The organism is Streptomyces sp. NBC_00554, from assembly GCF_041431135.1.
Lineage (GTDB): Bacteria > Actinomycetota > Actinomycetes > Streptomycetales > Streptomycetaceae > Streptomyces.
The window spans coordinates 35,480-61,192 of sequence record NZ_CP107799.1 but is presented as its reverse complement, the minus strand read 5'-3'; the positions used below and the strand labels follow the sequence as shown (position 1 = coordinate 61,192).

The window sequence follows — 25,713 nt, the reverse complement described above, 5'->3', positions numbered from 1 at the left end:
CTTCACTTCTCACGCCACCGGATCGACGTAGTCGTGCGGCCAGTTGCGCTTGGCGACGTACGTGCGGCCGGTTGAGGTGTAGCCGGACTGGATCCGGGTTCCGGTGCCAGGGTCGAGGACGTGGGCGGAGCCGTCGAAGGCGTCGGCACTCCGACGGTCGGCGAAGCGGCGGGCGGAGGTGGGTACCAGGCCGTCCCCGCCTTGCCGGTTGTCCGCGTGGCCTCGGATTCCGTCCCCGCGCCCCACGTCGCCCCCGCGACCCCGGCCGAGAGTCCGGGCAGTTCGTTCGGCACGTCCCGAACCGTTCCCCCGGGGCTCTCTACACGTGGCGAGCCGTCCAGGCTCGTCGGCATCGGGGTCTGTGGCTCCTCGCTGGTCCGCCCGTCACTCTGTGCCGCGGCGTCCTCGGTGGCCACGCCGTTGAGGTTCCGTCCGTCGTCTCCACGTCCCCCGAGATTCTTCACGCTGTTCCCCCATAATCTCCGCAGCATGCATATGACAAGATGCCCGTCCTGGAGCCGTCTACACAGCGCGTTGTGCTCTCAACAGCCCTTCCGGCAACGGACGTTGAAGCCATAAGCCCGCTTGGCGTCCCGTTGCCCGGCCGCACCTCGCATCTCACTTCGCCTGCTCGCTGCCGGTGACGCGTCCGGCGCGCGATACGGTTCCCGGCGGGCCGGACCCACCGATCGTCGCCAACTCCTGTGCAAGCAGTGAGAGGTGAGGCTGCGGGGGACCTTCGATCGGACCGACTCCGGGGCGACGCCGCGGGGCCGGAGCGGAGAGGCGACGCCGACGGTGAGCCGGACGGGGGATACGGAATCGGGAGCAGAGCCTTCGGTGGGCCCAAATGCCGACGTACGGCCGGCATCGTTGCCCTTCGAGCGCCCCCGCGCTGTCGGCGGCTGGATTCCCCGACGTAGAGGCGTCCAGCGATCTCCGTGCAGGTGAGGCCCTGCGCCGTCGGGTGGTGTGGTCGCATGGCTCATCGGGGTGCGGTGCGCGGCGGGTGAGAGGACGGGTCCGCCGCGGACCGAACGGCGGGTGAGTCGACGATCTCGTCGGGGGCCGTGCGCGTGAAGGAGGCGGCCGCTGGCGGCGCCCGCAGGCACGGCGACGGTCGGTGGCACCACCTGGCCTGCGACGGCCGGGGCCGGCCGCTGGCCTTCACCCTCACCGGCGGGAACGTCAACGACTGCACCCAGTTCGAAGCAGTGATGGCCCGGATCCGGGTGCCGGGATGCGGGCCGGGGCGACCCCGGACCCGGCCCGAGCGGGTCGCCGCCGACAAGGGCTACTCGTCCACGAAGATCCGCACCTACCTGCGCCGACGCGGGATCAAGGCAGCGATCCCGGAACGCATCGACCAGATCAACGGCCGCATCCGCCGCGGCGAGAGCCTCTGCCGGCTCGACAAAGCGGCCTACCGGCGCCGCAACCTCGTCGAACGCTGCTTCAACAAGCTCAAGCACAACAAAGCCCTCGCCACCCGCTACGACAAACGCGCCCGCCACTACCAAGCCCTGGTCACCATCGCCTGCCTACGACTCTGGCTCCCCTGACATTGCGGACACGACCTAGTGGCCTACCTGGCAAGCGAAGACGCCGGATACGTCACCGGCGCCACGTTCGACATCAACGGCGGGACCCACATGCGCTGACGTCGTGCGACACGGCCGCCACTCCCCGCGAAAGCTCCATCAGACGGCTGCCCCCGGTAAGCACCACGCCCGGCCAGAACCGCGGCTCACCCCGTGCCCCCCTGCTCATCCAGGTCGTAGGCGCCATTCGCCAACGCGTGAGGCATACCGGCCCAGCGACTGCCGACCCGCACATCGCGCCATCGCTTGACGATCAAGGGACATGGCAATCTAGCGAGCGCACCGCATGGCGTGGGCGGCGTCGGCGGCACAACCGGTCATGCAGTCCAGAGACGTACCACGCCGTCGGCGAGCTGCAGGAACTGCTGGGCACCTGGGTGGTAGTGCGCGGGGGAGAAGCCGGGAACGGTGCCCAGAAGCTTCCCCTCGGCCGGAGCCCATATCGACAGATCGGTGTCACCACAGCTGAATAGATGGGTGCCATCGCTGAAGAAGCGCCCGGTCGGGCCTTCGAACGCAAGGAGTTCTACGGCCGTCGGCCTCCGCGGCGGTTCACTGCGACCGGTGCGACTCGTATCGAAGATCCGTGCCCCGGGCCGCATGGCAACGTCGTGATCGCCGAGGCCCTCGACGGCGACCCGGGTCGAGTCGATCCAGGTCATGCCATGGTCCCAGTAGTCCGCCCGGTCGCAGAGACCGACCCGGCTCGGACCGTCCTCGGACTCCCAGACGTTGCCCTCGATCCACTGGTCGAGATCCCACACCGCAGGGATCCCGATCGGATGCCAGATCCAGCCGTCGTCCAGGATCCGCTTCCCATCAGGGCTCACATACAGTGCGCCGTGGAAGTAGTCGAGGTCGTGCTCCGGCACGGCTTCCGCGTCTGCAGGCGTGGGGAGCGAGCGATCAGTCAGCAAGACTCCCGTTTCCGCGTCCGACACATCCAGCCGGTTCCAGGCCGTGCGGTGGATCACGACGCAACGCCCGCGACTCTGCGCGAACTCCAGTGAGAACGGCACTGTCTCTTCTTCATCACCCTGGTTGTCCAGAGCCAGCGTAACCTCGCCGGTCCGGAGGTCGACTACCTCGCCAAACCGGCCGTAGTCGTTGACCACCGCGGCGAACCTACCGTCGTGCGAAGCATGCAGGCGCCTGCGGAGCTGGTGGCCGTTCCATGGTTCGTGATCGGGTTCCGCCGGAACGGTGGTGGCCCCGACAGCCTCGTGATTGCCGGCCGTCAGGTCCCACCGGCTGATCGTGCCGTCCTCGCCCAGCGCCAGCCACACAGGCCGATCGCGATCACGCACCGGCGCCAGATCGGCAACAGCATCCAAGCTCGGTGGCGCCGAGATCTCGCTGACGGTGCCGTTGCTGCCGATCATTGCTGAGCCCCCCACTCCCCAAAACCGAATCGACAGCGTATCCAGGCGCGACTCATAGCTGGCCTTGGCCAGATCAACTGATCTCATCGAGATCCCACTACGGCGGGCGCGTCACGCCAAGCAAGCCCCGCCCCGCGGCCGTGCAACCACTACTCGCAGTGAGGAGATCGCCGGGCGCGACGACCTCAGTTCCCCGCCGGGTTGTACCTCCAGCCTCCCCGGCGGGGCCGGTTTGACCAGGGAGATGATCCCGGACCGCTCGGCCTCGGTGGTCCGCCGCTTGCGGCCTTGCCCGCCCAGATCGCCCAGCCCCTCCAGCCCGGAGCGGTTGAAGCGGTGCAGCCACGCCGCACCGTCTTCTGGCCGCAACCCAGCTCGTCCGCGATCACCGGAACTCGCAGCCCGGCCTGGCTCAGCTCGACCATCCGGGCCCGCATCACCACATCCCGGGGCGCCTTGCGGGCCTGCGACAGCCGACGCATCACTGCCCGCTCATCCTCAACACGGTCCGGCCGTGCCCGTAATACCACCGCCCAGCACCCGGTCCCGAGCACCCGAACTACCCCGCCACCAGCGGCCATTGGGTACGGTCAAGCCGCCACTGCGGCTGAGCGCCGCGTGATGCGTGCAGGGCAGGACGTCCGGGTGAATAGGGCTTGGGCAGCTGGCAACGAGATCATGAAGGAACTGATCGGACGGGATTCTGGGGTGTGACCGGCTCTGGGATGGCCTCTCCCCGTGCAGCGATCAGCGGCCCCAGTAGCTGCGTGCCCGGCCCCACCCGCCCGCCGGGGCCTGGCAGTTGGGTCGTGTCGGCTACCGTAAGCGGCTCCCGGCAGCCGTCGCAGGCCACGACCGGCGTGGCCAGGTGCCCGCAGGCATCGTGGCGGATCTGGGCAGGCGGCCCGGCGGGCCCTGCGTACCACTTGTCGCCCCAGGTCATCAGCGCCAGCAGGACGGGGTAGAACTCCCGGCCCTTCTCCGTGGCCACGTACTCCTCGCGCGGCGGAGCGGCCTGGTACCGCTCGCGCGTCAGTACGCCCTCCTCGACCAGCACGGCCAGCCGCGCGGCGAGGGTCTTGCGGGACAGGCCGATGTCCTCCGCCAGCTCGTCGAAGCGGCGGATACCGACGAGGACGTCGCGCATGATCAGGGCCGTCCAGGCGTCGCCGAACAGATCGGTCGCGCGGGCGATCGAGCACGCGACGCCGGAGAGGGGGGTACGGGTCACGGGCCCATCGTATCGCCGCCGGGTTCCCTCAGGGAACTTACGGATGCTAGGTTTACTAAGGGAACCTGACCTGACTTGTCGAGGGAGCCTGCCATGGCCGCCGCCCCGCACATCGCACTCGACACGGCCGGACCCACGGCCGTCGACGGCCGCCACATCCGGGCCCTGACCTTTCAGTCGGTACGCCTTGAGTACCTGCGCCGCGTGCTCCCGGAGGTGGGCCTCACAGCGGCCGGCAGCCGGGCGCTCGTCGTCGGGAGCGGGCGCGGCCTTCCCGCCCGCGGCCTCGCCCAACTCGGTTTCGAGGTCGTCGCCGCCGACTCGTCCCCCGCCGCGACGGCCCTCGCCCAGGAGGCGGACGGCGGTCTCGGCATCACGTACTTAACGGCACCCGCGGAGCAACTCGGCCTGCCGGACGACTCCTTCGACCTCCTGTACTGCGCCGACACCCTTGAGATCACCGAACGTCCGGACGCAGTCCTCGCGGAGGCGGCGCGCGTGCTGCGCCCCGGCGGAACCTTCGTCTACGACACCGTGAACCGCACCCCCATCTCTCGCCTCATCTACCTCGGCGCCTTCCAGGCCTTCCCCGGCACACGGATCATGCCCCGCGGCCGCTACGCCGCACACCGGCTGCGCCGCCCGGAGGAGCTCGCCGAGGCCCTCGACCAGGCGGGACTGTCCGCGCAGGACGTCTCGGCGTTCAAGCCGCGCGACGTACGCAGCCTGGTGCGCGCGACACGCGGGCGCAGGCGCGGCACGCTGACCGACGAGCAGCTGCCGGAGCTGGTCGACATGGTGCTCGAGCCAGAGGGCAGCCCGGTGGTGACGTATCTGGGCCACGCGATCCACCGGGCATGAGCCACAGCCCCCGTCTCGGTCCGGTCACCCAGGGCGCACCTCAGAATGGCGTCGGTAGCTTTTGCCCAGCGGGCCTTGCTACGACGGAACCCGATTACGAAGTGGCCTTCTTCAGCCGTCGCCAGCAGATGAGGCTGCAGGCCAACGAGACGACGGCGTTGTGGAGTTCGAGGCGTCGTTCCCAGCGCACGGCCAGGCGTTTGAACTGGTGGAGCAGGGCGAAGGTTTGCTCGACGACGTAGCGGAGCCTGCCCAGGCCCTTGATGTTCGGGGCGCCCTTGCGGGAGATCACCGGCAGGTTCCGGCGGCGCCGCAGTTCGCGGCGTACGGCCTTGGAGCCGTGGGCTTTGTCGCCCCAGCAGGGAGTCTGGGCGGCTGCGCGGATGCTCCACCCGTCCGGCGATGGGCGGGACGCCGTCGACCAGGGTGAGGGCCTGGGTGATGTCGTTTGACCGCAGGCCGACAGGCCCTAATCGCCCTGACTCACCTGCGATGAGGGCACACGTACACCCAACTCGCGGCCGGCTTCGGGATCTGGCTGGCCACCGTCTACCGGTACATCGCCGAGGCGGTTGAGGTCCTGGCCGCTCTCGCCCCACTCTTGAGCAGGCCACGACCGTCGCCGCCAACAACGACAGCAAGGGAGCCCGCCCACCGTGGCAGACGTCAGAGTCACCTACGACAAGACCGTGGACGCAGCTTACGTGTACCTCACCGAACCGCAGGCCCGCGTGAAGTCCGCGCGCATGTATCCCTGCTATCCGGTGGACGTTGACGCCATGATCAACCTCGACTTCGACGAGCAGGGCCGTCTCATCGGCATCGAGGTGTTGGCGGCCAGCTCAAAACTGCCCGAGTACCTGCTCCAGTCCGCGGAGCGGCTGGACACCGAAGGTGCATGAAACAGTCGAGCACCGCGCTCGCGGACACCTCGGCGACGTTGAATCAGCACAGCGCGTAATCGGACCTATAGGCGATGCCGGCGGATCCCGTCGCCGGACGACGTGCGGGCGAACCAGGTCCGCGTTTCGTCTGCGGTCAGGACGCGGGTCAACTCGGCCGTGCCCGGGAGATGCGGGAAGAACCGGTCGGCGTTCCAACTGCGCTGGTATGTCGGCTCGTCGAGCACGAGCAGGCGGCGTCCCTCCACCACGGGGATGTCGTCGGGCAGCCCCTCGTTCCAGATCGTCTCGCCGTCTGCCGCGAGGAGTTCGAAGGTCCCGGTCGCGACGGTCTGGGTGCGTCCCTGGGCGGGCTCGGGGTCAGTGGCCAGGCGGACGCTCTCCGCCGAAGGCGTAGTGCCGGGCACGTGGCCGCCGCCGACGAGGACGTGGGCGAGCAGCGTGTGCAACTGGAAGTTGTCCCCGATGCCGCCGATGTGCACCTCGAACCCGGTCCCGGTGGGCCTGTGCAGCACCACAAGGGGCTCGTCGTCCAGAACCGCCAGCGCGTAGGCCAGGCATTTGAGGTCGTGCCGCTCCAGGGCCGCCAGGTCGCGGCAGGCGGGGAGGAGCGCCGATGCGTGCCGACGGCGCACCTCGGCGCTGCGGCACAGCACGGCCAGCGCGGGCGGCTGCCACTCCTCGACCGAGCACCAGGCCAGCGCCAGCCGCGTGGCCTCGTACACGTCGCCGCCCAGGCGGGCCAGAAGCGCGTCGTCAATGATCTTCTCGTCCGGCTCCGGCAGTTCGTCCTCGGCCGCGCCGGTGGCGGTCCAGCGGCGGGCGAACTCCAAGGCGTCGAGCAGGTCCCGGTGGACGCCGTCGAGGATCGGCTCGGCGCAGGCCGCCGGATCGGCCCCGCGCTCGACGCAGAAGCCGGCCGCCATCGCCAGCATGGGCCGCGGGCCAGTGGGTGGGAAGGCGGGGAGCAGGACCGCCAACCGGGGCCCTGCCACAACGCGTTCAGCGTCCGACGCCGACTGCACATCGTTCATCACTGCGGTGAAGGCACGCCCGGTGCGGCCGCCATCGCGGGCGGCAACCGCCTCCTCCAGCTCGGACACGGTGGCGGCGAGGCCCGAAGCCTCCCGCTTCCTCTTGAAGATCACCGGCACACCTTAGGCCCGAGGTCTGTCCGGCGTCATCAGGCCTGGACTGTTCGAATCTCTCGGACCGCCATCTGCTGTCGAAAGTGATGGACATTTGCTGTCGGGTCTCGTGAGCAAAAGCCACGGTGGGGCAACCTGTCCGCCGACGGCGTCTTTGCGAACGTCGTCGCGGCCGGCACCCTGGACACGCTGGCGTCCATGGAGGAGGTCTCCGAGCGGCTCGGGGTGGCGTGAGAGCCCCGCGAGGTTACGCCCGGTCATGGAGATCGCCGGTATCCCGTACGAGCTGATCGGCTGGCAGTCCACCCGCCGTCAGCAGATCGAGGACGCCAACGACGGCCAGGTCAAGAAGTACCGCGATGATCACGGGCGCGAGCCGGGGTCAGCGGGCCACCTACAAACTGGCGCTGATCGCCGCCGACCGGACCCACCCGCCAAAGGGAAACTCGCAGTCGCCCCGTGCCGAGCTGCGCCTGGCATGGGTGGTCGGCCCTTCACGCATGCCCTTTTGTCCGTCGTCTTTCACCGGCGGCCGGCGAGACTGGTCCAGGGGAAAGGTGCCGGACTATTGCCGTCGACGTCCGGGCGGAGTCGGGACGCCGCCCAGAGCGCAGGATGCGGCGCATCTCCATCCGGCTGGTACGGCTGGGGTTTGCCTCGTTAAAGGAGGCACGGATGGCCCGACTGCCAGGGGGAATGTGCACTGCACTCGGACCCGTGCCTCCTCCCGAGCCTCAGCTGTCGCTGCTTATCACTTCCACGATCACCGCCCAAAGAGCGCGAGCGCTCAATGATGCAGCAATGCGTTTGGCGAGCTCTGCAACTAGCCGTGCTCGATGGGATGACGTTTTGTCACCCATATCCCACCTCCCTTATAGGACTTCCGGCGCCTTTCAACGCCGGTTTCCCCCTGGTGGGAGTGGGTGGGACAACTCTCAATGTAGCGCTACGAGTTGGACAGCGGCATGGATTCACGACATCTCACGTACCGGCAGATCGAGATCGCCCGAGCGCCAGCGTGACCACCACCGCCGATTGGGCGCTTCCGCATGCGAGACGCGGACACCGCGGCCGCGCTCGACTTCGGCTTTCCCAGCGGATGCGACTGGCAGTGGCGGGGCAGTGCAGCGAGGGGCTGGGAGCTCTGCACCATCCACGCCCTCGTTCGGCATGCCGTCTGTGAGCGCGGCCATTGGACCAGGCGACCTCGATCACCCGTCGATGAGAGTGCGCAAGGCCCGGAATCCAGCCTTACAGGGGTGTCTCACTTGGCAAGTTTCGCGAGCTTCTCGTAGCAGGTCAGGTCAGGCGGCCAGGCCGAGGAAGGCGAGGAGGTGCGAGCCCTTTCGTTCGTATCGGACGGTGAGGCGGCGGTAGCCGAAGAGCCGGGCGATCGACCGTTCGATCTTCCAGCGGTGCCGACCGAGGCGTTCGCCGGACTCGATGCCGGGCCGCCCGATGCGCGCGACGAGCCCGCGCTCGCGCAACCAGGCCAGGTGTTCGGCGGAGAAGTACGCCTTGTCCGCGCAGAGTTCGACGAGTCGGCGCCGCGGTGGTCCCCGGCGGGACCGGACGGCGGGTATGCCGCGGATGAGCGGCTTGAGGGCGAGGCTGTCGTGCATGTTCGCGCCGGACACGACGACGGCGAGCGGGATGCCCTGGGCATCGGACAGCACGTGCGGCTTGCTGCCCTTCCTGCCGCGATCGACCGGGTTCGGCCTGGTCAGCGATCCCCCCCCTTTGGCGCGAACGGAGGCCGCGTCGACGATCGCCGAGGTCCAGTCCACCTCGCCCCGGGCCCCGAGTTCGTCCAGCACCGCCAGGTGCAGCCGACGCCACAGGCCAGCCTGGGTCCATACCGTGAAGCGGCGATGCGCGGTGGCGGGCGACGTGCCGAACGTCGGCGGTAGATGCCGCCAGGCGCAGCCGCTGGTCTGCGCGTACACCACTGCCGTGAACACGGCCCGCTCGTCACACGGAGCGGTCCCACCACCTTGCGGACGAGCAGCGAACGATGACAGCAACGGGGCGGCCGGCTCCCAGAGTTCATCGGGAACCAGACGCTTCGATGGATCAGCACCCACGACCGGCATCGTGCCGCACGAACATCACGTCACGTGAGACAACCTCTAAAAGAGCGTTTTGTCCCGGCAGGGCTGTTTCAGAAGTCGATGGTTGGTCGCCGCTCGGGGCTGCTCTGATCCCAGGAAGGGCGCCTCTGGCAAGATGACGTCATGTTCGATTTCGGCATCGCGGGCTACCAGCCAACATGGTTGGACGGCCGTAGTGACGTCGTGCAGGAGCATGGGCATCGGCTGCGTGGTCTTGCTGGCCGGACGCTCACGAGAGTCTGGATGGTCTGGGACCTCAGGGATGACGAGTGGTTCTGCGACTGCCCGGTGCTGTTCGACTTCGATGGCCAGCAGGTCGAGATCAACTATCAAAAGCTGGGCGATCTGTCCCTGACGTGGAACACGATCGACCCCACCTATCCAGTCCGGTGGCCCGGCTTCGATCTGCAGTGGCACCCGGAACCTTTTCCCGGGCTGCAGGCTCTGCGGGGGCTGCCACTCAAGGCGGCCGAACTGCTCGAATGGACGGGCGGGGACGTCGCTCAGGGAAACGTCGACATCAGCTTCGCTTTCGAGACGGGGCGCGTGACTGTCTTCAATGCACTCGACGAGAACGGGGTGAGCTTTGACCCTCCCGGTCCGAGTCAGCGATCCCACCCGTTCCATTGACGCACTCGGAGTTCAGGTATCGCGCCAGTTCGGGGTGGATTCCCTGGTCAGGCGGCGGCTTATCAGGTCGACCATCGCCAGCTTGATCATGGCTTCGGAGCGGTGGGGGTGGGTCTCGTAGTCGCGGGCGAGGCGGCGGTGGTTCATGAGCCAGCCGAAGGTCTGCTCGACGACCCAGCGCCGCGGAATCACCTTGAAACCCTTGTGGGCAGGGTCGCGGCGGGTGACTTCGAGGTCGATGCCGAGGCGGGCGCCGTGGTCGATGACTTTGGTGCGGTAGCCGGTGTCGGCCCAAGCTTTGGTGATGCGGGGGTGGTCGGCGGCGATGTGCGAGAGCACATGGATGCCGCCGGCGTTGTCGGAGACGCTGGCGGCGGTGACCAGCACGGCCAGGAGGAGGCCGAGTGTGTCGACGCCGATGTGACGTTTGCGGCCTGCGATCTTCTTGCCCGCGTCGATGCCCTGACCGGCCGCGGCCACGTTGGCTGAGGTCTTGATGCTCTGGGCGTCGAGGACGCAGGCGCTGGGCTCGGCGTCGCGGCCTTCGGCTTCCCGGACCAGTCGTCGGAGGAGACCGTTGAGCTGATCGAAGACCGCGTCCTTCTGCCAGGCGGCGAAGTATCCGTAGACGGTTTCCCACGGGGCGAAGTCGTGCGGGAGGTATCGCCAAGGGATACCGGTCCGGTCGACGTAGAGAATGGCGTCCATGATCCGGCGCAGGTCGTGCTCGGGCGGCCGCCCGATGTCCAGGCCTTTCCCTCTTCTTTCGGCCCGCCAGGCTGCCAGAGTTGGTTCCAGCAGTTCCCAACGGGCATCGGACAGGTCACTCGGATACGGCCGCTGTCGGCGAGGCATGTTTCTGTAGTACCGATGGCCGCCGTCCCGCCACAGGGCGCAAACAGGCGTGCCCGGGGGCGTGTCGGGATCAGACAGGAGCGAAGGGACCGAAACGGACCCTCGAAGCCCGTCATCCGCCACACCTGCCACAAAAAACGTCTACTGCCTCAGCCAGCCCGAAGCGGTCCGCCACCTGAACTGCACTGAAACAGCCCTGCCGGGACAAAACGCTCTTTAAGACGTCGTTTCATTTGGTTGAAGTGGGTGCTGACGACCGGCCCAGATGGGTGTCAGTGTGGTGTGAAAGTCTCCAGGCATGAGCTACGACCTGGCTGTCTGGGAAGGCGAGCGGCCGGTGGATGACAAGACCGCCGGCCGGGTCTTCAACGTCCTGCACGACCGCTATCTCGACGGTGAGGCCGTGGAGCCTCCGTCTGAACGCATTGCTGCCTACGTTGCCGCGCTTCTGGAGCGGTGGTGCGACATCACCGAGGACGAGGAAGAGACCTCGCCCTGGTCGGTTGGGCCGTTGATCGAGAGTGCAAGCGGTCCGCTCATGTACTTCGGGATGGGCTGGAGCAGGGCCGAGGAAGCTTCGGCCTACGCGGCAGACTTGGCGGACTCGATGGGACTGGTCTGTTTCGATGTGCAGGAGAACCGGCTCAGGCCTTGAGCAGGGTGGCCAATCGGCGGTTACAGATGAGGGCTGCGGCTATGCCGACGAAGGCCAGGAAGTGTTCTACCTTGCGTTCGTATCGGCGGTGGAGCCGACGGCAGCCGGCGATCGTAGTCGTAGCCCTTGTCTCCGTGGAGCTTGGAGGGGCGCCGTCGACGAGGTCCTCGACGAGACCGGATCGGCGGGATGCCCCGTACGAGTGGTTCAAGACCGAGGCTGTCGTGCATGTTCGCGCCGGAAATGCCCAGCGAGAGCGGCAGTCCGTTCCGGTCGGTGATCAGGTGGATTTTCGATCCAGGCTTGCCACGGTCGGTCGGATTCGGTCCCGTCAGAGGCCCCCTCTTGCAGCCCGCATGCTGACCGAATCGATCGCGCAGCGCGACCAGTCCAGTTCTCCGCGGGCCCCGAGTTCGTCGAGGATGACGCGGTGGAGTCGGGCCCAGACCCTGGCCCGACTCCACTGGGCGAATCGTCGGTAGACCGTCTGCCAGCTCGGGCCAAACACCGGCGGCAGCTGCCGCCACGTGCAGCCCGAGGTCGCCACGAAGATGATCGCGGCCAATGCCTCGCGGTCACCCGCTCGACGTCGGCCGCCACCTTGCGGACGTATGACTTCCGTCGGCGGCACCACCCGCCGGAACAGACCCCACAACTCGTCCGGCACCAGCCGCTCAACCAGATCCATCACGCACGGTCCAACGAACGATCACACCATTAGAAACGACGTCTGAGTCTTGATCGGTGCGGCCGATCTGGCGGCCTGCTCGATCTTCGCGCAGTGGGCTGCACGGGCTTCCTCGTCGATCGGCTGCTCGTGTTCGGGGCGCATCCCGGTCCGGCCGTCGAGGCCCTCGCGCAGGATGTCGGCGTGCCCGGCATGCCGGTTGGACTCGCCGAGGACATGGACCATGACGGCGAACAGGTTCGTGTTGAGATAGGGCTCGGGCCACCACGGCACGTGGCCGGGGGCGTCGAGGGGAAGCTCGTTGATCGTCGCGTCCGAGTGTTCCCACGTGCGCCGGTAGAACCCGATGATCTGATCGCGGGTCTCGTCCTCGGTCGCCCACAGATCGTCGCCGTTGTGGTCCTGCCATCGGGGCAGCGGTTCCGGGGAAGGGCGGTCGAAGACCTCGCCGAAGTACCTGGCCTCGACGCTGGCCACGTGTTTGACCAGGCCGAGGAGGTTGGTCCCGGTCGCTGTCAAAGGCCGGCGGGCGTCGTATTCGGACAAGCCGTCGACTTTCCAGAGCAGCGCCTTGCGGTCCCGCCGCAGTCTCCCGTGCAGGTTGTCCTTGGCGAATTCATCGATCATGCGGCATGAGCCTTCCATGGGCTGCTCGTGGTCTCAAGATCCCGTACGTGGTCCGCAACCACTGGCAGAGCCCAGGCCTGGCCATGGCCGCCGCCCTGACCTGCTACAAGGAGCTCGCGACACTTGCCACGTGAGACAACCTCCAAGTCGGGTGCTGAACCGTATGAGCTGTCGGTGTCCTCGACGCTCGCTTGCGGAGCGAGTGATTCACCATCGCCGGACAGCCGAGTGCGGATACGGTACTCGTCCGGACGGTGATGAAGGCTCCTCAGTCGGGGGTTTGGGGTGGGGCTGAGTTATCGGGATGCTATTCGCCTGCTGGGTGCGTCGGAGGAGCGTACGGTCGAGGCGTTGGACCGGTTGACGGGAGGGCTGCTGCTTGCCACCTCAGCCACGGGCGTCGGTCTGCTTTCCAGTCTGTTCGACGTGCGGGGTGAGTTGGCCCGGCTGAGTGCGGGTCTGGTGCGCAGTCTTGGTGAACAGGCGCGCGGGCTGGCCCGGTTCGATCGCAGCGAACGCCTGGCCGCGGCCCACGCGGTGGTGGTTCTTTCCGCGTATTTCGAGGTCCTCTCCGAGACGGATCTACCGTGCGATCCGCGGGATCTTGAGCTGACGGCTGCCGAACAAGCGAGCCTGGCGGGGGGTGATGCGGTGACTTCCCGGCGGCTGGGTTCTCTTGCCGCCGGCTTGCTTCGGGCCGAGGTTCCGTTGCCTGTGCCGCAGCGGCCTTACGAGACGACACTGGAAGCCCTTTCAGAGTTCTACGGGCGTCTGTCCGGTGAGGTGACCCGGTTCGTGTCGGGTCTGGCGGTGTGGGACGGTCTCGACGACACGCACAAAGAACGGTTCGCGCAGACGCTCTCGAATGATCTTCCTGGGAGGGCCGTCACTCGATATGAGGAACTCTTCAGGCAGTTGGCGCTTGAATGCCCGGAGGTCGCTTTCTGGGCCAACCTGGTGGATCACCAGGCGACCCGGGCGCGATTAGGGACGGTGAGCGCCTCCCTGGAGGGGCTGCAGGAGGTCCTCGCGCCGATCGCGCAGCGTAGACCTGCGGATGCTTGGATCACCGGTCTGGCGCGTGCTCACGCGGCGGTGCTTGATCGTCCGATCCTCACTTCCCGCGATGCCCTGGACGGGACGAGCCTGCCACTCCTGGGCGCCGCGTACGTCAATCCGGACTTCCGGGTGTGCGATGTGGGCCCGTCCGACCCATTCGCCACCGAGAGCTGGTGGCAAGAGCGGCCGGTGCGCGGCGACCTGGATGCATTCTTGCTGGGGTACTTGACGTCGGTGCAGGCCGTGCGCGTCCCGCTGCTCGTACTGGGCCAGCCGGGCTCGGGCAAGTCGGTGCTTACGCAGGTGCTGGCGGCCCGTCTCCCTCCCGCCGACTTCCTCGTCGTACGCGTCGTACTGCGGGAAGCCGCTGCTGACGCCGACCTGCAGACCCAGGTCGAGCAGGCGGTCCGCTCCTTCACCGGCGAGTCCGTAAACTGGCCCGAGCTGGTACATCGCGGCCGGCGCACGCTTCCGGTGATCATGCTGGACGGCTTCGACGAGCTGCTGCAGGCGACCGGCACCAGCCAGACGGATTATTTGCTGCGGGTGGCCGAGTTCCAGGCGCGCGAGGCCAGTCAGGGGCGGCCCGTCGCCGTCCTCGTCACCAGCCGCACGGCAGTCGCCGACCGGGCACGTGCCGCGGAGGGCATGATCGCTTTGCGACTGGAGCCCTTCAACGACCGTCAGGTGGCACAGTGGTTGGAGGTGTGGAACACCACCAACACTGCCGGCTTCGCCGCCCGCGGCCTTCAACCCCTCACTGCGGTCACCGTACTTGCGCACCGCGAGCTGGCGTCCCAGCCGTTGCTGCTGCTCATGCTGGCGCTGTACGACTCCGACCGCAACGCGCTGCAACTCCACAGTGCCGCACTGGGCCAGGCTGAGCTCTACGAACGCCTCCTCATCAGCTTTGCCGAACGGGAGGTCCGCAAGAGTGCGGCTGGGTTGACCGAGGAACAACTCGGCGAGGCGGTGGAAGAAGAGCTCACCCAGTTGTCGATCGTGGCGTTTGCGATGTTCAACCGCGGCCAGCAGTGGATCAGCGCGGCGGAACTGAACACCGACCTCGCCGCCCTCGGGCCGGAAAGCCTCTCCGCTCCCACCGGCCTGCGCGCCCACCTCACGGCCGCACAACTGCTACTGGGTCGGTTCTTCTTCGTCCACGAGGCGCGGGCCAGCCGCGAAGGCCGGACCCTGAGCGCCTACGAATTCCTCCACGCCACCTTCGGGGAGTACCTGGTAGCCCGGCTCGCCACGCAAGAACTGCACGATCTGGCCGAGTCAGTGCGCCACCCCACACGCCGCACCAGGCCGTCCACCCTGGACGACGCGTTCCTGTATGCGTTGCTGTCCTCAATGCCGCTGACCACACGCGGAACGACCGTTTCCTTCCTCGTGGAACGGTTGCAGGGCTGGCCGCGGTCGCTGCGGACGCAAACGCTCACGGTCCTGCTCAGCCTCTTCCACCGTGCGCTGCACACACGCCACGACAACCGCTACGACGACTACATGCCGCAGCGCGTGCCGGTGCCGACCCGGCCGGCGACGTACTCGCTCAACCTGATGCTCCTGGCCGTAGCCGTCACTACCCCTGAGGGGCTCCGCGCCGACGACCTGTTCCCCGACACCGGCGAAACCGTCGCCGCATGGCGCCGCCTGGCGCTGCTGTGGCGTTCCCAGTGTCCGTCGGAGGGCTGGAGCGGGCTCATCGACATCGTGGCGATCGACAGGTTCTGGGACGACGGCCGTCGGCAGATCCGGGTGCGCCTGCGAGACGATTCGGAAGCTGAGCCGTGGAGCACGGACCCGTTCTGGACGTACGACTTCGGGCCGGACCACCGGTACCGGCCCCGGACGGACGACTATTGGTTCTCTTGGATCCGGGACGACAACCATCAGTTGCAGCAGCAGGCGAAGTTCCTCTGCGACGTTGCTGATGACATCTTCGCGCATGGGCTGCAACCGTGGGCCGGTGTGTGGGGCACGGCCGTCGTCACCTTCCACGCGACCACAGGACGCCCTGTTGTATCCGCTGCGAACGCGCTTGTGCACCTGTGGCTGACCAGCGATCAGGACAGCACGCCAGCGGACCTCACCGCCGCCTTCGACGTCTGCCTTCAGATCGCTCTCAACGGCTTCGCCCCCTTCGACGCGGACACCAGACGGCGCTTTCGTCTGGTGTTTTTGCGCCGCCTTGCCGCGGACTGGGAAAGGCTCGAGCACGACTGGGTGGAGCGGGCGATACGGGCCATTCACGAAGGCGGGAAGGACGCCACGGACGAAGGCCCACAGTTCCTTGACGCGGCCCGAGAAATCTTGCCCGCCCCTCTGGCCGCGCTGTGGCCCGATGAGCAGTAGCTGACACTCCCGCCGTACCCGCGCCGCCGGCGAGCTGTCATTGAACTTGAGGCCATCGCTCCTCACCAGCGGAAAGAGCGGTCCCTCGAAGGTGGCTGCCGTATGGCTCTCAAGCAAGATCGAGAACGAGTTCAAAGAAGCGTGCGCTAAACGCCCTTCAGAACACGATCAAGTGCAGCCCGGCCTGCGGGTCCCCAGTGCGGCTTGCCGCCGGGAAGGCCCCGATCTCCGTTCTGCCCCATGAGCATCAGGAAGAGGCTCTTCATAGCGGCCAGCCCGCGGGCGCGCCGGATCGCCGCCTCGTCCGCATGCGCGTACATGTCGAAGAACCGTGAGGCCGTGCCCGCGGGTAGCAGCACCCATGCGGCGGCGAGGTCCCATGCCGGATCGCCGGCGAACATGTCACCGAAGTCGACGATGCCCGAGAGCGTTCCGTCCGAGACGACGACGTTCGCGGGATGGAGGTCGCCGTGCACCCACACCGGCGGCCCCTCCCACGCGTGGGCCGCAACGGCGTCGTCCCAGACGGCCCGGACGTCGGCAGCGATGTCGTCGGGGGCAACGGCCTGGAAGAAGTCTCGAAGCCGGCCGCGCAGTTCCTGGGATGGGCACCGCGGTCCGTAGCGATCGGCGCCTCGGCGGGCGCCTCCACATGGAGCGCCCGGAGGAAGCCCGCGAGCGTGTCGGCCGCGTGGGCGCCGCGGCTGATCGAGCCGTGGTCCAGCGGCTCGCCGGGAACCCACGTCATCACGGTCCAGTGCTTGGGGAAGCGCTCGGACGGTTCGCCGAACCGCACCGGGGTCGGCACCGGGAGCGGCAGGCGCGGGGCCAGCACGGGTAGCCAGCGTCGCTCCTTGAGCTGGAGCTCCGGGGTGGGGTCCATGCGCTGCATCCGCACGGCCAACTCGTTCCCGAGGCGCCACATTTGGTTGCCCCAGCCGCCCGCCACCTCGCGGATGGCCAGCCCCGCAAGGTCTGGATGTTGCTCCTGCAGTAGGTCGCGGACCAGGTCTGCGGTGATCTCGATCTCGGTCATGCGAAGTGACAGTACTGAGGCGGCAGGCGGAGCGGCTCTCGCTCTTACGGGCTGACCCGCGATTGATCTCGGGGGCGTGCTGGCCTGGGGTTCGGCCGGCTGGTGTTCACTCGCATATCGGCCCGCTACTCGTACCGGTACTTCAGCGAGTCTGCCTCCGTCTGTTCGATGTCGGCGATCGTCAGTTCCGGCATCCGCAGTTGGGCCAGCGTCACCTCGGCCGAGGTCGGCTGGGCGTCCGCGGGCAGCCACTGCTCCGGCTTCCAGGCCCCGCTGCGCAGCAGCGACTTGGGGCAGTGCGGGTAGACCTCCTCGATCCCCAGTACCAGCGCACTGGCCGGCGGCCTTCCCACGGCGGTCAGCTGCGACAGCAGCTCCGGGCGGGTGGAGACGACAGCCCGGCCGTTCACCCGCAGGGTGGTGGTCCGCCCGGGGATGACGAACAGTAGCCCGGCCCGTCCGGTGGCGATGACGTTCTGCAGGGTGTCCAGACGCTTGTTGCCGGTCGCGTCCGGAATCGCCACCGTCCGCGCGTCCAGGACGGCGACGAACCCGGCGGGGCCGCCGCGCGGCGAGACGTCGCAGTTGCCCTCGGCGTCCGCGCTGGCGACCAGGACCAGCGATGAGCAGCCGATCAACCGCCGGGTGTGCTCGGTGAGTTCGGTCATCTGCTTGCGCACGGCAGCGTCGCCGGGGAGTTCGTACGCCCGGCGCAATGCCTCCTGGTCGGGCACGGCGTCGAGACGGAGCGAGTCGAAGGCACTGCGGGCAAGGGGTGTCGTCATGCCTCCGACCCTAACGAGCCGACCTGCGAGAGATCTTGGTCGGTGGGGGCGGGGGCATGGAGACAGCCGCGCAAGTTGTCTGGTGTGTGACGATCCAGCAGGCTCGCGCGGCCGTGTCCCAAATTCGGTTTCAGAGAGCTGCAGACCAGAGGCTTTGGGGCGGAACGGTCCCAAAGTTCAGAGAAGGGAGGAAGAAGCCAACGCTTTCATCGCGCCAGTCCTGGGATTGCCGGAGCTGCCTTTCATTCCCTGGCCCCCCCACGGGTTCAGCCCGGAGGCGGTGTGTTCTGGAAGACGCCTGAGATCGTCGCGTGGGCGAAAGGCCGGGCGTTCGTTTGGATCGACGACGAGATCACAGAGGCCGATCGAGCCTGGGTGAAGGAACACTACGACGGTCCCGCCCTACTGCACCGGATCGACCCCCGATGCGGTCTTGCCATCGACGACTTCGCCGCGCTGACGGCATGGGCGACCGGCCTGGACTGACTTCACCGCCGGTCGACAACCGCCCCCGACGCGTTCTGCACAAACATTGCGAGACGCGATGCTGTCCCGCCAGCGGCCCGCGAGGCATTCCTCGGATACTTCCGCCACGTCGCTCGTTCACTGATGACGGGACGCCGCGAGCGAGGTCGTGCGCGCGTGCGTACAGGGACAGCCGTCAGCCATGCGATCTCGTTCGTGACATGGCACTCGCTCGTCCGGGAGGGATCGCTCACGAGCGACGAGGCTGCCGATCTCATGGAGGCGATGGTCGGCGCGGCGGCGGGATAGTGCTTCGTGTGAGCGAGCGTCGTGACGATGGGAACAGGCACGGCTTGATCTGGATCAAGGCCCTCGCGCCAACCGGATGATCACCACTATTTACGCGCCCTAGCTGCCCTTGGGATCCGCTATCTGATCCAGGATCACCTTCCTGCCCTGGCGGTGAGGTGTGGCGTCTGGCGAGACGGCCCGGCGGTGCTGCCGGGCGTGTGGTGATCTTCGGGCGCAGAGGATGGAGGCTGAGGCGGAGTTCAGCTCGGGCTCCGTGCGTGCCCAGAAAATCAGGCGACTCAGGGCACTCGATCGTCGATAATCCACGCGTGGCCACCTCGAACGTCGACAGGACTGAACGCGGCCCGTCCCCCCGATCCTCCCTGACCGCACTGGCCGGACGTTCCTTCGACGCGATTCCGCCAACGGCACTGGTACTGCTTGGCATCGTGAGCGTTCAGGTGGGCTCGGCATTGGCCAAGCACCTGTTCAGCGCGGTGGGCAGCTTCGGGACAGTCGCGTTGCGACTGTTCTTCGCGGCGGCGGTGCTGATGCTGTTGTGGCGGCCGCCGCTGCGTATGAATCGTCGCGCGTGGACCGTGGTGCTCAGTTACGGCGTGATTCTCGGCTCGATGAACCTGTGCTTCTACCTGGCGCTGGCCCGGCTGCCGTTGGGGATCGCGGTGACCATCGAGTTCCTCGGGCCGCTGGCGGTGGCCCTGGCCGGGTCGAGGCGATGGCTGGACGCGTTCTGGGCCGTGCTCGCGGCAGGCGGTGTGGTCCTGCTGGTGGAGGGGCGTGGCGACCTCAACCTTGTCGGTTTTCTGTTCGCCCTCGCCGCGGGCACGTGCTGGGGCCTGTACATCCTGGTCGGCGCGGCGCTGGGCCGCCACACCACGGAAGGCAATGGTCTGGCTCTGGGAATGGCCGTCGCGGCACTGGTGGCTGTGCCATTCGGCGTGGCCGACAGCGGAACGGCGCTGATCCAGCCGTGGGTCCTGATTGCGGGGCTCGGCGTGGCACTGCTGTCGTCGGTGATCCCGTACTCGCTGGATCTGGAAGCACTACGCAGGATCCCACCACACGTGTTCGGCATCCTGATGAGCCTCGAACCAGCGATGGCGGCACTCATCGGCCTCATCGTGCTCCAGGAGTCGCTGCACTGGTCGCAGTGGATCGCGGTGCTGTGCGTGGTGGCCGCATCGGCGGGCGCCACACGCGGCGCCCGCCCAGACGTCTAAGAACTCGCGCGGATTGGCGCGATGGAGCACCTCGGGAGCAGAAGAGGCACGGGTCCAGCGATCATGGAATCGCGTCGCCCCGCGATCACCGGGAAGACCTGTGCCTGCATTGCCATCACCGCTGCGCTTCAGCTTCAGCTGATGCGAGCTCCGACGCCGCTGACACGGACGCGCGGGTCACCCGCGCGCAGCGTCACCGTGAGTTCGCCAGGGCGTCCCAGATCCGCGCCCTGGTGCAGGGTGAGGACGGTGTCCTCGGGGACCAGGTCGAGATCGCGGGCGTAAGCACCGAACGCGGCGGCTGCGGCGCCGGTCGCCGGGTCCTCGACGACGCCGCCGACGGGGAACGGGTCACGGACGTGGAAGACGGTGGCCGACTCCCGCCACACCAACTGGACCGTGGTCAGGTCCAGTTGGTGCATCAGGGCTTCGAGGCGCGCGAAGTCGTACGCGAGATCTGCGAGGCGGGCGCGCGTCGCCGCCGCGAGAACGAGATGGCGGGCGCCGGCGAAGGCGATACGGGGTGGGAAGGCCGGGTCGAGATCGGCGGCCGGCCAGTCGAGCGCGGCGAGCGCCTCCGCGAGGTCGGCGTCGGCGATCTCCTCGATGTGCGGCTCGACACTGGTGAGCGTGGCCCGGAGTGTCCCGCGCACCTCGGTCACCTCCACCGGCACGGTGCCGGCACGCGTCGCGAACACCAACTGCCCGGGACCGATCCGCTCGGCGAGCGCGACGGCGGTCGCGACGGTGGCGTGCCCGCAGAACGGCACCTCGGCCTTGGGGCTGAAGTAACGGATGCTGTACGCCCGCCCCTCTTGGCCGCTGAGGCCCTCCGGGGGCGCAGTCAGGAACGCGGACTCCGAGTATCCGAGGTCGGCGGCGATGGCCAACATGTCGCTGTCGTCCAGTGCGGTGGCGTCCAGAACGACACCGGCGGGGTTTCCGCCGTCGGGGTCGCTGGAGAAGGCGGTGTATCGCAGCACCTCGGGCCTCGGCGTATTCGTCGTCATGCTCGTGGCAACGCGGGGCGGGGTCATGGCGTTCCCGGACGCTGGTGGAGGCGGAGGTGGGCGCCTGCGGCGAGCCCACGCGGGGAGTTGGCGTCGAGGCATTTGGCCGCCATGGGGCAATTGCCGTTGTGGTTGCCGGTGGTCGGCCCGCCGGCCACGTGCTGAATCAACCAACGTCGGTCTGCCGATGCGGATCTGCTGTTCCGCTGGGGGTTGGGTTGGCCGCCGACATCAACCTCCGGGATTCGCGTTGAGCAGGTTACGCGGAGGGTGAGGGCGGCCTGGACGAGTGCGGTGATGCGGGTGATACGGCACCGTTTCGTGGGCGAGGAAATCGGTCGCGCCCCGTGAGGCGAGCCGTTAACTTCCCCCCTGAGCGCAGTGAGGTACGAGACGCGACTGCGAAGGGAACCCGGCATGGGGACAGAGGGCGCGCGGACCGACCGCTTGGGCTTACTGCTCGACCAGTTCGACCGTGCCAGGGAGATGGCGCAGGTGCGGCTGGCGGGGCTCAGCGATGAGGAGTACCTGTGGGAGCCGGTGCCCGGTTGCTGGTCGATCCGGCGGCGGGGTGTGGCGGTGACGCCGAGGGCGTTCGGGCCGGGGGAGTGGGTCCTCGACTTGGGCGCCGCGGACATCCCGGCGAACGAGTATGCCGAGGTTGCCCGGCAGGCTGCCGGTGGCATGACCGTGGCGAAGATTGCCGATGACTGGGGCGTGAGTGTCGGGCGGGTTGAGCAGGTCCTGTCCCACACTGGTGTTCCGGAGCCCGACGCGGCGCCGGTCACGACCATTGCGTGGCGGCTGGGGCACCTGCATTCCTGCTTTGCGGGTGGGTGGGAGTGGACCTTCGGTGAACGGCGCGAGGATCCGAAACTGTTGGTCGACTTCACTCCCTTCGCGGCTTTGGCGCTGGAGCGGTTCTGGGCGGTTGTCGACTGCTGGCGTGGCAGTGTCGCGGCTGTCACTGACGAGGAGTTGGACAGGGTCGGTTTCTCGCAGTATCCGTACGGTTCCGATCCCGACGACCGGTACGTCGAGGTGCTGTCGGGGACCAACCTCGAATTCATCCACCACATGGCCGAGATCGCTCTGCTCCGTGACCTGTGGGGAGCCCGCTTCACCGCTCGAGGGTAGGTCCGGGTGCGCTGCGGGGGTGTTCAAGGGTGTTTCCGGTCCACATGCCGGTGAGCGGTTTGCGACCTGCGGCGTGTGCTTGCCGGTTGGGCTGGCGGGCGGCCTCGGAGCCCCGTACTACCAGCGTGCCCAGACCCTCGCCGCCCTCGGTGACCACATTGGTGCAGCCGAAGCTCACACCACCGCCTCCCTGCGTGCCCGGACCCGCGGCGAACACCAAGCCCGCACACTCACGACTGGGGCGGCAACCCGGTCCAGACCGGCACCGAATCTTAGTTGTGCTGTCTCATGAGGTTGGTGCCACGGCCTCGATCACTGGCTCTCCGGCCGGACTTCGGGGATCGGTCCGCTCAGCGACGAGCCGCCGGTAGTTCGGGCACTGGGTGACGTCCTCGTACTCGCAGCTCAGGCCTCCCTCGATGAGCTCCAACGAGGCCTGGGCCGCTGCGATTCTCGACCGGAGTTCCTCGGCCGCGGGATGCAGGATCTCGTGCCGGGAGGCGCGGTCGACGGTTGCGGACAGGCTCCTGATGGTGTTCAGGCCAAGGCCGGCCTCCTTCAGGATGAGGATCGTCGCCACGCGGGTGAGGTCGTCCGCACCGTAGCGGCGGCGCCCTCCAGCGTCCCGCCCGGGGTGGAGCAGGCCCATCGCCTCCCAATGCCGCAGCACGTGCGTGGCCAGGCCGAACCGTGCCGCGAGGGCGCCGATGCTCAACGTGCCAAGGGCGCCGTCTTCGCTTGACTTCATGCCGACATTAAGTCGCAGCATGACGTCCATGTCCAAGAATCAGGAAGCGGTGGAAGAGCACCGCGACACCGAAGCCCTGCTGGCCGTCCTCGACGCTGCGGACCAGATGCCGAATGCCACTCGGCTGCGGGCCCGCTCGTACGAACTGCTGTCCCTCGTCCCGGGCTCGACCGTCGTGGACGTCGGCTGCGGCGCCGGACGAGCCGTCGCCGAACTGGCCGAACGCGGCGTCCACGCGGTGGGCGTGGATCCCAGCCCATGGATGCTGGCCGCGGCCCGGGAGCGGTGGTCGGAGGCCGAGTTCCGGGAGGCGAGGGCGGAGGATCTGCCGTTCTCCGACAAAAGCGTGCGCGGCTACCGTGCCGACAAGGTCTTCCACGTACTTCAGGAGCCAGGGCGCGCGGTGGCGGAGGCCCGACGGGTCCTCTACCCGGGCGGCAGGATTGTCCTGGTCGGTCAGGACTGGGACGCCATCATGATTGACTCGGATGACGCGGCGCTCACCCGCACGATCGTGCACGCCCGCGGCGACCTACTGGGCACGCCCCGCGCCGGCCGCCAGTACCGCAGCCTGCTCCTGGCCGGCGGCTTCGACGATGTCACCGTCGAGGTGCACACCAGCGTGTTCACCGACCCCTCAATGCTGTCGCTGCTCGCGAGGCTCGCCGAGCCGGTCTGCGCCAGCGGCGCCGTCGGCCGTGACCAGGCTGACGAGTGGCTCGCCGAACAGCGCCGACGCGCCGAGGCAGGCCGCTTCCTCGTCGCCATTCCGTTCTTCGTGGCCTCCGCCTCCGCCTAAGCGCTGTCCGACCACCTGCATCGGAAGCCGTTCGAGAACTTCGTGGAACCAACGTCTTGAGACACCACAGACCTGCCCACCGGTGAGACCGCTGCTCACGTTGAATGCGTGATGTCGACCGTTGCGCTGGAGGTCACGGCAGGAATTGTCCCGGTCCCCGTTGCCGAGTCTGGAGCCGTCGGGGCACGGCATGATTCGTATCGTGTCGAATGAATCTTCAGGACCGCGTCGCCCGCCCCTGCTGTGGGAGCAGCACTGCTGCCTGCCGTTGGAGAGGCGTGCGGATGTCGGTGAACTGGCCCGCTACCGCAGGCCGGGGGGCAGCTTCGTTTCGGTGAACGTGGGCTATGCCCCCCACAGCACTGATGACGTCACCGGTCTGATCGCGAGTTGGCGGGAACGGATCGCCGCGGATGAGCGTTTGCGGCTGGCTGCGAGCGTCGACGACGTCGAAGCCGCCGGGGCAGCGGGTGACGTGGCGGTCGCCTTCGACCTGGAGGATTCCGGTCCGCTCGATGGGCAGTTGGACCGAGTGCGCCACTTCTACGATCTCGGTGTCCGCACGATGCTGCCGAGCTACAACAACCGCAACGCGGCCGGCGGAGGCTGCCTGGACGAGGTCGACGAGGGGCTCACCGCCTACGGGCGGGCGCTGATACGGGAGATGAACGCCGTCGGCATGGTGGCGGACGGCTCTCACTGCGGGGCCCGTACCGGGCTGGACATGTGCGAGGTTTCCGAGCAGCCGGTGATCTACAGCCACTCCTGTATGCGTTCGGTGTGGGACCACCCCCGCAACGTCACCGACGAGCAGGCCAAGGAGTGTGCCGCCACGGGTGGGGTCATCGGCATCACCGGTGTCGGGATCTTCCTCGGCCCCAACGATGCCACCGTCGACGCGCTGGTACGGCACATCGACTATGCCGTCGAGCTCGTCGGCCCGGAACACGTCGGAGTGTCGACCGACTACCCGTTCGACCACGAGGACTTCAACGCGATGCTCGAACAGAGCCCGGAGCTGTTCCCCGACTGCTACACCCGCTGGGGGCCGATCAACTTCATGCCCCCGGAAGGCCTGCTGAGCGTCGAAGACGCGCTTCTGGCGCGGGGATACCCCAACGACGCCGTGACCGCGATCCTGGGCGGCAACTTCCGCCGGGTCGCCGGACTGGTGTGGCAGTAGCTCGAACCGCAACCTTGCTCATGCTGATCTGCCGCTCCTGATCAAGCCTGTGCCGACCAGGCAGCCGTCGATCAGTCCCGGACCGTACTGGATCATCGCCCTGAGACCAGGCGTTCGCCCGTTCCGACGGCAGCTCAAGATACCTCCGGACGCCGCTGACGACGCCCGGCCGACAAGGCATCCGAAGAACTTGCCGATGGCAGCAGGTTCCTCGCGATAGACGGTCATCAAAAATCCTCTCCTGAGCAGCGGACCAACACCGTGCAGGCGTTCCACTTCCATCCGCTTTCGGGGAACTGCTCAAGCAGGGCAGACAGCGAAGCCGCCTGGTGGATGGCGGACGACCAGTCCTGCGCGGATACGTCGATCAGGACCAGAGGCGGAGGGTCCTGTCGGAAGTCGTAGGTGAGCATTTCGCGGCTTCCGTCCCCGCCGATGACGAGGCTCCCGGGGAAGCGTTGTTGGAATTCTCCGGCCTCGTTCACATCGACGAGCTCAGCAACGTCATTGATCATCAGGTAGTCGTCTACTGGGGGAACGAACCGGCTCATGCTCCGCTGCGTGGCCAGGAAATGCCGGTAGTCCTGCGGAAGACGGACTCCGAAGTGACGCTCGGCCTGCGTGATCTCATCGTTGGTTGAGCTCATGAGGCCGTTCTCATCAATGCTGAGTCGTGCCGGATGGCGGGGGCGGCCCTGAACTGCAGTGAGCAGGACGCGCTTCCGGAGGAGGGGGCGTTTGGCGCGTCCGAACATCTGACGCTTGATCATTTTGATGTCCGCGGCGGGCGGCGAAGCCATCGACGCCCAGCACCCTCGGAGCGGTCCAGGCCGGATCGGCCAAGGGCATGACCGCCCGAAGCAGCGTCGTCCGACTCACCGGTGCGTGCAGGACAGTCGCGAGTCGGCTT

The 25,713-nt window shown here is 67.7% G+C and carries 26 protein-coding genes and 3 pseudogenes; 14 read left to right on the top strand and 15 right to left on the bottom strand.

The annotated features are described in order from the left end of the window. Positions 1-9: 9 nt before the first annotated feature. On the bottom strand, positions 10-246 hold the full coding sequence (locus OG266_RS00260) for a hypothetical protein (protein ID WP_371541242.1): 237 nt from the start codon (positions 244-246) through the stop codon (positions 10-12). Positions 247-1,070: 824 nt separating this feature from the next. Here OG266_RS00260 and OG266_RS00255 point away from each other — a divergent pair. Continuing rightward, positions 1,071-1,562, top strand: a complete 492-nt coding sequence (locus OG266_RS00255) for an IS5 family transposase (protein WP_371541240.1) — start codon at positions 1,071-1,073, stop codon at positions 1,560-1,562. 356 nt (positions 1,563-1,918) lie between these two features. Here the strand turns inward: OG266_RS00255 and OG266_RS00250 are convergent, their stop codons facing one another. The 3 genes from OG266_RS00250 to OG266_RS00240 all read right to left on the bottom strand — a co-directional run bounded on the left by OG266_RS00250 (position 1,919) and on the right by OG266_RS00240 (position 4,214). Further along, positions 1,919-2,983: a hypothetical protein gene (locus tag OG266_RS00250; RefSeq protein WP_371541237.1), complete on the bottom strand. Its 1,065-nt coding sequence runs from the start codon at positions 2,981-2,983 to the stop codon at positions 1,919-1,921. 185 nt (positions 2,984-3,168) lie between these two features. Next, a complete protein-coding gene (locus tag OG266_RS00245) occupies positions 3,169-3,408 on the bottom strand; it encodes a hypothetical protein (protein ID WP_371552587.1) in 240 nt (79 codons plus the stop codon). A gap of 251 nt (positions 3,409-3,659) precedes the next feature. After that, positions 3,660-4,214 carry a winged helix-turn-helix transcriptional regulator gene (locus OG266_RS00240; RefSeq protein ID WP_371541234.1) on the bottom strand — a complete coding sequence of 185 codons (555 nt, stop codon included), beginning with the start codon at positions 4,212-4,214 and terminating at the stop codon, positions 3,660-3,662. 93 nt (positions 4,215-4,307) lie between these two features. Between OG266_RS00240 and OG266_RS00235 the strand changes: the two genes are divergently transcribed. Beyond that, positions 4,308-5,075, top strand: coding sequence for a class I SAM-dependent methyltransferase (locus OG266_RS00235; protein WP_371541231.1), 768 nt, complete (start codon positions 4,308-4,310; stop codon positions 5,073-5,075). A gap of 94 nt (positions 5,076-5,169) precedes the next feature. Here the strand turns inward: OG266_RS00235 and OG266_RS00230 are convergent, their stop codons facing one another. After that, positions 5,170-5,460 (bottom strand): transposase, encoded by a 291-nt coding sequence (locus tag OG266_RS00230; RefSeq protein WP_371552586.1) that lies wholly within the window; start codon positions 5,458-5,460, stop codon positions 5,170-5,172. A gap of 60 nt (positions 5,461-5,520) precedes the next feature. Between OG266_RS00230 and OG266_RS00225 the strand changes: the two are divergent. Together OG266_RS00225 and OG266_RS00220 are read left to right on the top strand one after the other, a co-directional pair. Further along, positions 5,521-5,682: pseudogene (locus OG266_RS00225) on the top strand (transposase family protein); the annotation flags it as partial. 49 nt (positions 5,683-5,731) lie between these two features. Beyond that, positions 5,732-5,977, top strand: coding sequence for a DUF2283 domain-containing protein (locus OG266_RS00220; RefSeq protein ID WP_371541228.1), 246 nt, complete (start codon positions 5,732-5,734; stop codon positions 5,975-5,977). 65 nt (positions 5,978-6,042) lie between these two features. Here the strand turns inward: OG266_RS00220 and OG266_RS00215 are convergent, their stop codons facing one another. Beyond that, the gene (locus OG266_RS00215) at positions 6,043-7,125 is read right to left on the bottom strand and encodes a hypothetical protein (protein WP_371541225.1); all 1,083 of its coding nucleotides are present in this window, start codon (positions 7,123-7,125) and stop codon (positions 6,043-6,045) included. A 1,264-nt stretch (positions 7,126-8,389) separates the two neighbouring features. Next, positions 8,390-9,209, bottom strand: a protein-coding gene (locus OG266_RS00210) for an IS5 family transposase (protein WP_371541222.1) whose coding sequence is annotated in 2 segments (ribosomal slippage) — positions 8,390-8,431 and positions 8,433-9,209 — 819 coding nt in all. Because the reading frame shifts where the segments join, the coding sequence is not laid out codon by codon here. Positions 9,210-9,359: 150 nt separating this feature from the next. On the opposite strand from OG266_RS00210, the gene OG266_RS00205 reads away from it, so the two are divergent. Further along, entirely contained in the window at positions 9,360-9,866 is a 507-nt protein-coding gene (locus OG266_RS00205; protein ID WP_371541220.1) for a hypothetical protein, read from the top strand. 12 nt (positions 9,867-9,878) lie between these two features. Here OG266_RS00205 and OG266_RS00200 read toward each other — a convergent pair whose 3' ends face one another. After that, positions 9,879-10,721 carry an IS5 family transposase gene (locus tag OG266_RS00200; protein WP_371541217.1) on the bottom strand — a complete coding sequence of 281 codons (843 nt, stop codon included), beginning with the start codon at positions 10,719-10,721 and terminating at the stop codon, positions 9,879-9,881. A 298-nt stretch (positions 10,722-11,019) separates the two neighbouring features. Here OG266_RS00200 and OG266_RS00195 point away from each other — a divergent pair, with 298 nt between their 5' ends. Then, positions 11,020-11,376 carry a hypothetical protein gene (locus OG266_RS00195; RefSeq protein ID WP_332880837.1) on the top strand — a complete coding sequence of 119 codons (357 nt, stop codon included), beginning with the start codon at positions 11,020-11,022 and terminating at the stop codon, positions 11,374-11,376. On the opposite strand, the pseudogene OG266_RS00190 reads toward OG266_RS00195, so the two are convergent. Both OG266_RS00190 and OG266_RS00185 read right to left on the bottom strand, forming a co-directional pair. Continuing rightward, positions 11,366-12,064 (bottom strand): annotated as a pseudogene (locus OG266_RS00190) (IS5 family transposase). The gene OG266_RS00195 and the pseudogene OG266_RS00190 sit on opposite strands and share 11 nt — an antisense overlap. 21 nt (positions 12,065-12,085) lie before the next feature. Beyond that, complete coding sequence (locus tag OG266_RS00185; RefSeq protein WP_371541214.1) at positions 12,086-12,691, bottom strand: DinB family protein; 606 nt, start codon at positions 12,689-12,691, stop codon at positions 12,086-12,088. A gap of 5 nt (positions 12,692-12,696) precedes the next feature. On the opposite strand from OG266_RS00185, the gene OG266_RS00180 reads away from it, so the two are divergent. Both OG266_RS00180 and OG266_RS00175 read left to right on the top strand, forming a co-directional pair. Continuing rightward, the gene (locus OG266_RS00180; protein WP_371541212.1) at positions 12,697-12,825 is read left to right on the top strand and encodes a hypothetical protein; all 129 of its coding nucleotides are present in this window, start codon (positions 12,697-12,699) and stop codon (positions 12,823-12,825) included. A gap of 151 nt (positions 12,826-12,976) precedes the next feature. Continuing rightward, positions 12,977-16,108 (top strand): NACHT domain-containing NTPase, encoded by a 3,132-nt coding sequence (locus OG266_RS00175; RefSeq protein WP_371541210.1) that lies wholly within the window; start codon positions 12,977-12,979, stop codon positions 16,106-16,108. A 146-nt stretch (positions 16,109-16,254) separates the two neighbouring features. Here OG266_RS00175 and OG266_RS00170 read toward each other — a convergent pair. Both OG266_RS00170 and OG266_RS00165 read right to left on the bottom strand, forming a co-directional pair. After that, a pseudogene (locus OG266_RS00170) lies at positions 16,255-17,144 on the bottom strand (aminoglycoside phosphotransferase family protein). 125 nt (positions 17,145-17,269) lie between these two features. Continuing rightward, entirely contained in the window at positions 17,270-17,929 is a 660-nt protein-coding gene (locus OG266_RS00165) for an MSMEG_1061 family FMN-dependent PPOX-type flavoprotein (RefSeq protein WP_371541207.1), read from the bottom strand. A gap of 282 nt (positions 17,930-18,211) precedes the next feature. On the opposite strand from OG266_RS00165, the gene OG266_RS00160 reads away from it, so the two are divergent. The 3 genes from OG266_RS00160 to OG266_RS00150 all read left to right on the top strand — a co-directional run bounded on the left by OG266_RS00160 (position 18,212) and on the right by OG266_RS00150 (position 19,926). Then, on the top strand, positions 18,212-18,415 hold the full coding sequence (locus OG266_RS00160; protein WP_371541204.1) for a hypothetical protein: 204 nt from the start codon (positions 18,212-18,214) through the stop codon (positions 18,413-18,415). 156 nt (positions 18,416-18,571) lie between these two features. Further along, positions 18,572-18,703, top strand: a complete 132-nt coding sequence (locus OG266_RS00155; RefSeq protein ID WP_371541201.1) for a hypothetical protein — start codon at positions 18,572-18,574, stop codon at positions 18,701-18,703. A 311-nt stretch (positions 18,704-19,014) separates the two neighbouring features. Beyond that, on the top strand, positions 19,015-19,926 hold the full coding sequence (locus tag OG266_RS00150; RefSeq protein ID WP_371541198.1) for a DMT family transporter: 912 nt from the start codon (positions 19,015-19,017) through the stop codon (positions 19,924-19,926). Positions 19,927-20,060: 134 nt separating this feature from the next. On the opposite strand, the gene OG266_RS00145 is transcribed toward OG266_RS00150, so the two are convergent. Beyond that, complete coding sequence (locus OG266_RS00145) at positions 20,061-20,936, bottom strand: PhzF family phenazine biosynthesis protein (protein ID WP_371552583.1); 876 nt, start codon at positions 20,934-20,936, stop codon at positions 20,061-20,063. Between the two features lie 417 nt (positions 20,937-21,353). On the opposite strand from OG266_RS00145, the gene OG266_RS00140 reads away from it, so the two are divergent. Beyond that, a complete protein-coding gene (locus OG266_RS00140; protein WP_371541196.1) occupies positions 21,354-22,073 on the top strand; it encodes a DinB family protein in 720 nt (239 codons plus the stop codon). A gap of 286 nt (positions 22,074-22,359) precedes the next feature. Here the strand turns inward: OG266_RS00140 and OG266_RS00135 are convergent, their stop codons facing one another. After that, a complete protein-coding gene (locus OG266_RS00135) occupies positions 22,360-22,821 on the bottom strand; it encodes a MerR family transcriptional regulator (RefSeq protein WP_371541193.1) in 462 nt (153 codons plus the stop codon). A gap of 28 nt (positions 22,822-22,849) precedes the next feature. Between OG266_RS00135 and OG266_RS00130 the strand changes: the two genes are divergently transcribed. Both OG266_RS00130 and OG266_RS00125 read left to right on the top strand, forming a co-directional pair. Next, positions 22,850-23,620 carry a methyltransferase domain-containing protein gene (locus tag OG266_RS00130; RefSeq protein ID WP_371541190.1) on the top strand — a complete coding sequence of 257 codons (771 nt, stop codon included), beginning with the start codon at positions 22,850-22,852 and terminating at the stop codon, positions 23,618-23,620. 202 nt (positions 23,621-23,822) lie between these two features. Next, positions 23,823-24,803: a dipeptidase gene (locus tag OG266_RS00125; RefSeq protein WP_371541188.1), complete on the top strand. Its 981-nt coding sequence runs from the start codon at positions 23,823-23,825 to the stop codon at positions 24,801-24,803. Between the two features lie 227 nt (positions 24,804-25,030). Here the strand turns inward: OG266_RS00125 and OG266_RS00120 are convergent, their stop codons facing one another. Continuing rightward, positions 25,031-25,603 carry an SMI1/KNR4 family protein gene (locus OG266_RS00120; protein WP_371541186.1) on the bottom strand — a complete coding sequence of 191 codons (573 nt, stop codon included), beginning with the start codon at positions 25,601-25,603 and terminating at the stop codon, positions 25,031-25,033. Positions 25,604-25,713: the final 110 nt, after the last annotated feature.

Excerpts from the sequence above, each read along its gene's own strand:
- OG266_RS00250 (WP_371541237.1), bottom strand. The coding sequence starts at position 2,983 with ATGATCGGCAGCAACGGCACCGTCAGCGAGATCTCGGCGCCACCGAGC.
- OG266_RS00245 (WP_371552587.1), bottom strand. The coding sequence starts at position 3,408 with ATGGTCGAGCTGAGCCAGGCCGGGCTGCGAGTTCCGGTGATCGCGGAC.
- OG266_RS00235 (WP_371541231.1), top strand. The coding sequence starts at position 4,308 with ATGGCCGCCGCCCCGCACATCGCACTCGACACGGCCGGACCCACGGCC.
- OG266_RS00205 (WP_371541220.1), top strand. The coding sequence starts at position 9,360 with ATGTTCGATTTCGGCATCGCGGGCTACCAGCCAACATGGTTGGACGGC.
- OG266_RS00200 (WP_371541217.1), bottom strand. The coding sequence starts at position 10,721 with ATGCCTCGCCGACAGCGGCCGTATCCGAGTGACCTGTCCGATGCCCGT.
- OG266_RS00195 (WP_332880837.1), top strand. The coding sequence starts at position 11,020 with ATGAGCTACGACCTGGCTGTCTGGGAAGGCGAGCGGCCGGTGGATGAC.
- OG266_RS00185 (WP_371541214.1), bottom strand. The coding sequence starts at position 12,691 with ATGATCGATGAATTCGCCAAGGACAACCTGCACGGGAGACTGCGGCGG.
- OG266_RS00180 (WP_371541212.1), top strand. The coding sequence starts at position 12,697 with ATGAGCCTTCCATGGGCTGCTCGTGGTCTCAAGATCCCGTACGTGGTC.
- OG266_RS00165 (WP_371541207.1), bottom strand. The coding sequence starts at position 17,929 with ATGACGACACCCCTTGCCCGCAGTGCCTTCGACTCGCTCCGTCTCGAC.
- OG266_RS00145 (WP_371552583.1), bottom strand. The coding sequence starts at position 20,936 with ATGACGACGAATACGCCGAGGCCCGAGGTGCTGCGATACACCGCCTTC.
- OG266_RS00140 (WP_371541196.1), top strand. The coding sequence starts at position 21,354 with ATGGGGACAGAGGGCGCGCGGACCGACCGCTTGGGCTTACTGCTCGAC.
- OG266_RS00135 (WP_371541193.1), bottom strand. The coding sequence starts at position 22,821 with ATGAAGTCAAGCGAAGACGGCGCCCTTGGCACGTTGAGCATCGGCGCC.
- OG266_RS00130 (WP_371541190.1), top strand. The coding sequence starts at position 22,850 with ATGTCCAAGAATCAGGAAGCGGTGGAAGAGCACCGCGACACCGAAGCC.
- OG266_RS00120 (WP_371541186.1), bottom strand. The coding sequence starts at position 25,603 with ATGGCTTCGCCGCCCGCCGCGGACATCAAAATGATCAAGCGTCAGATG.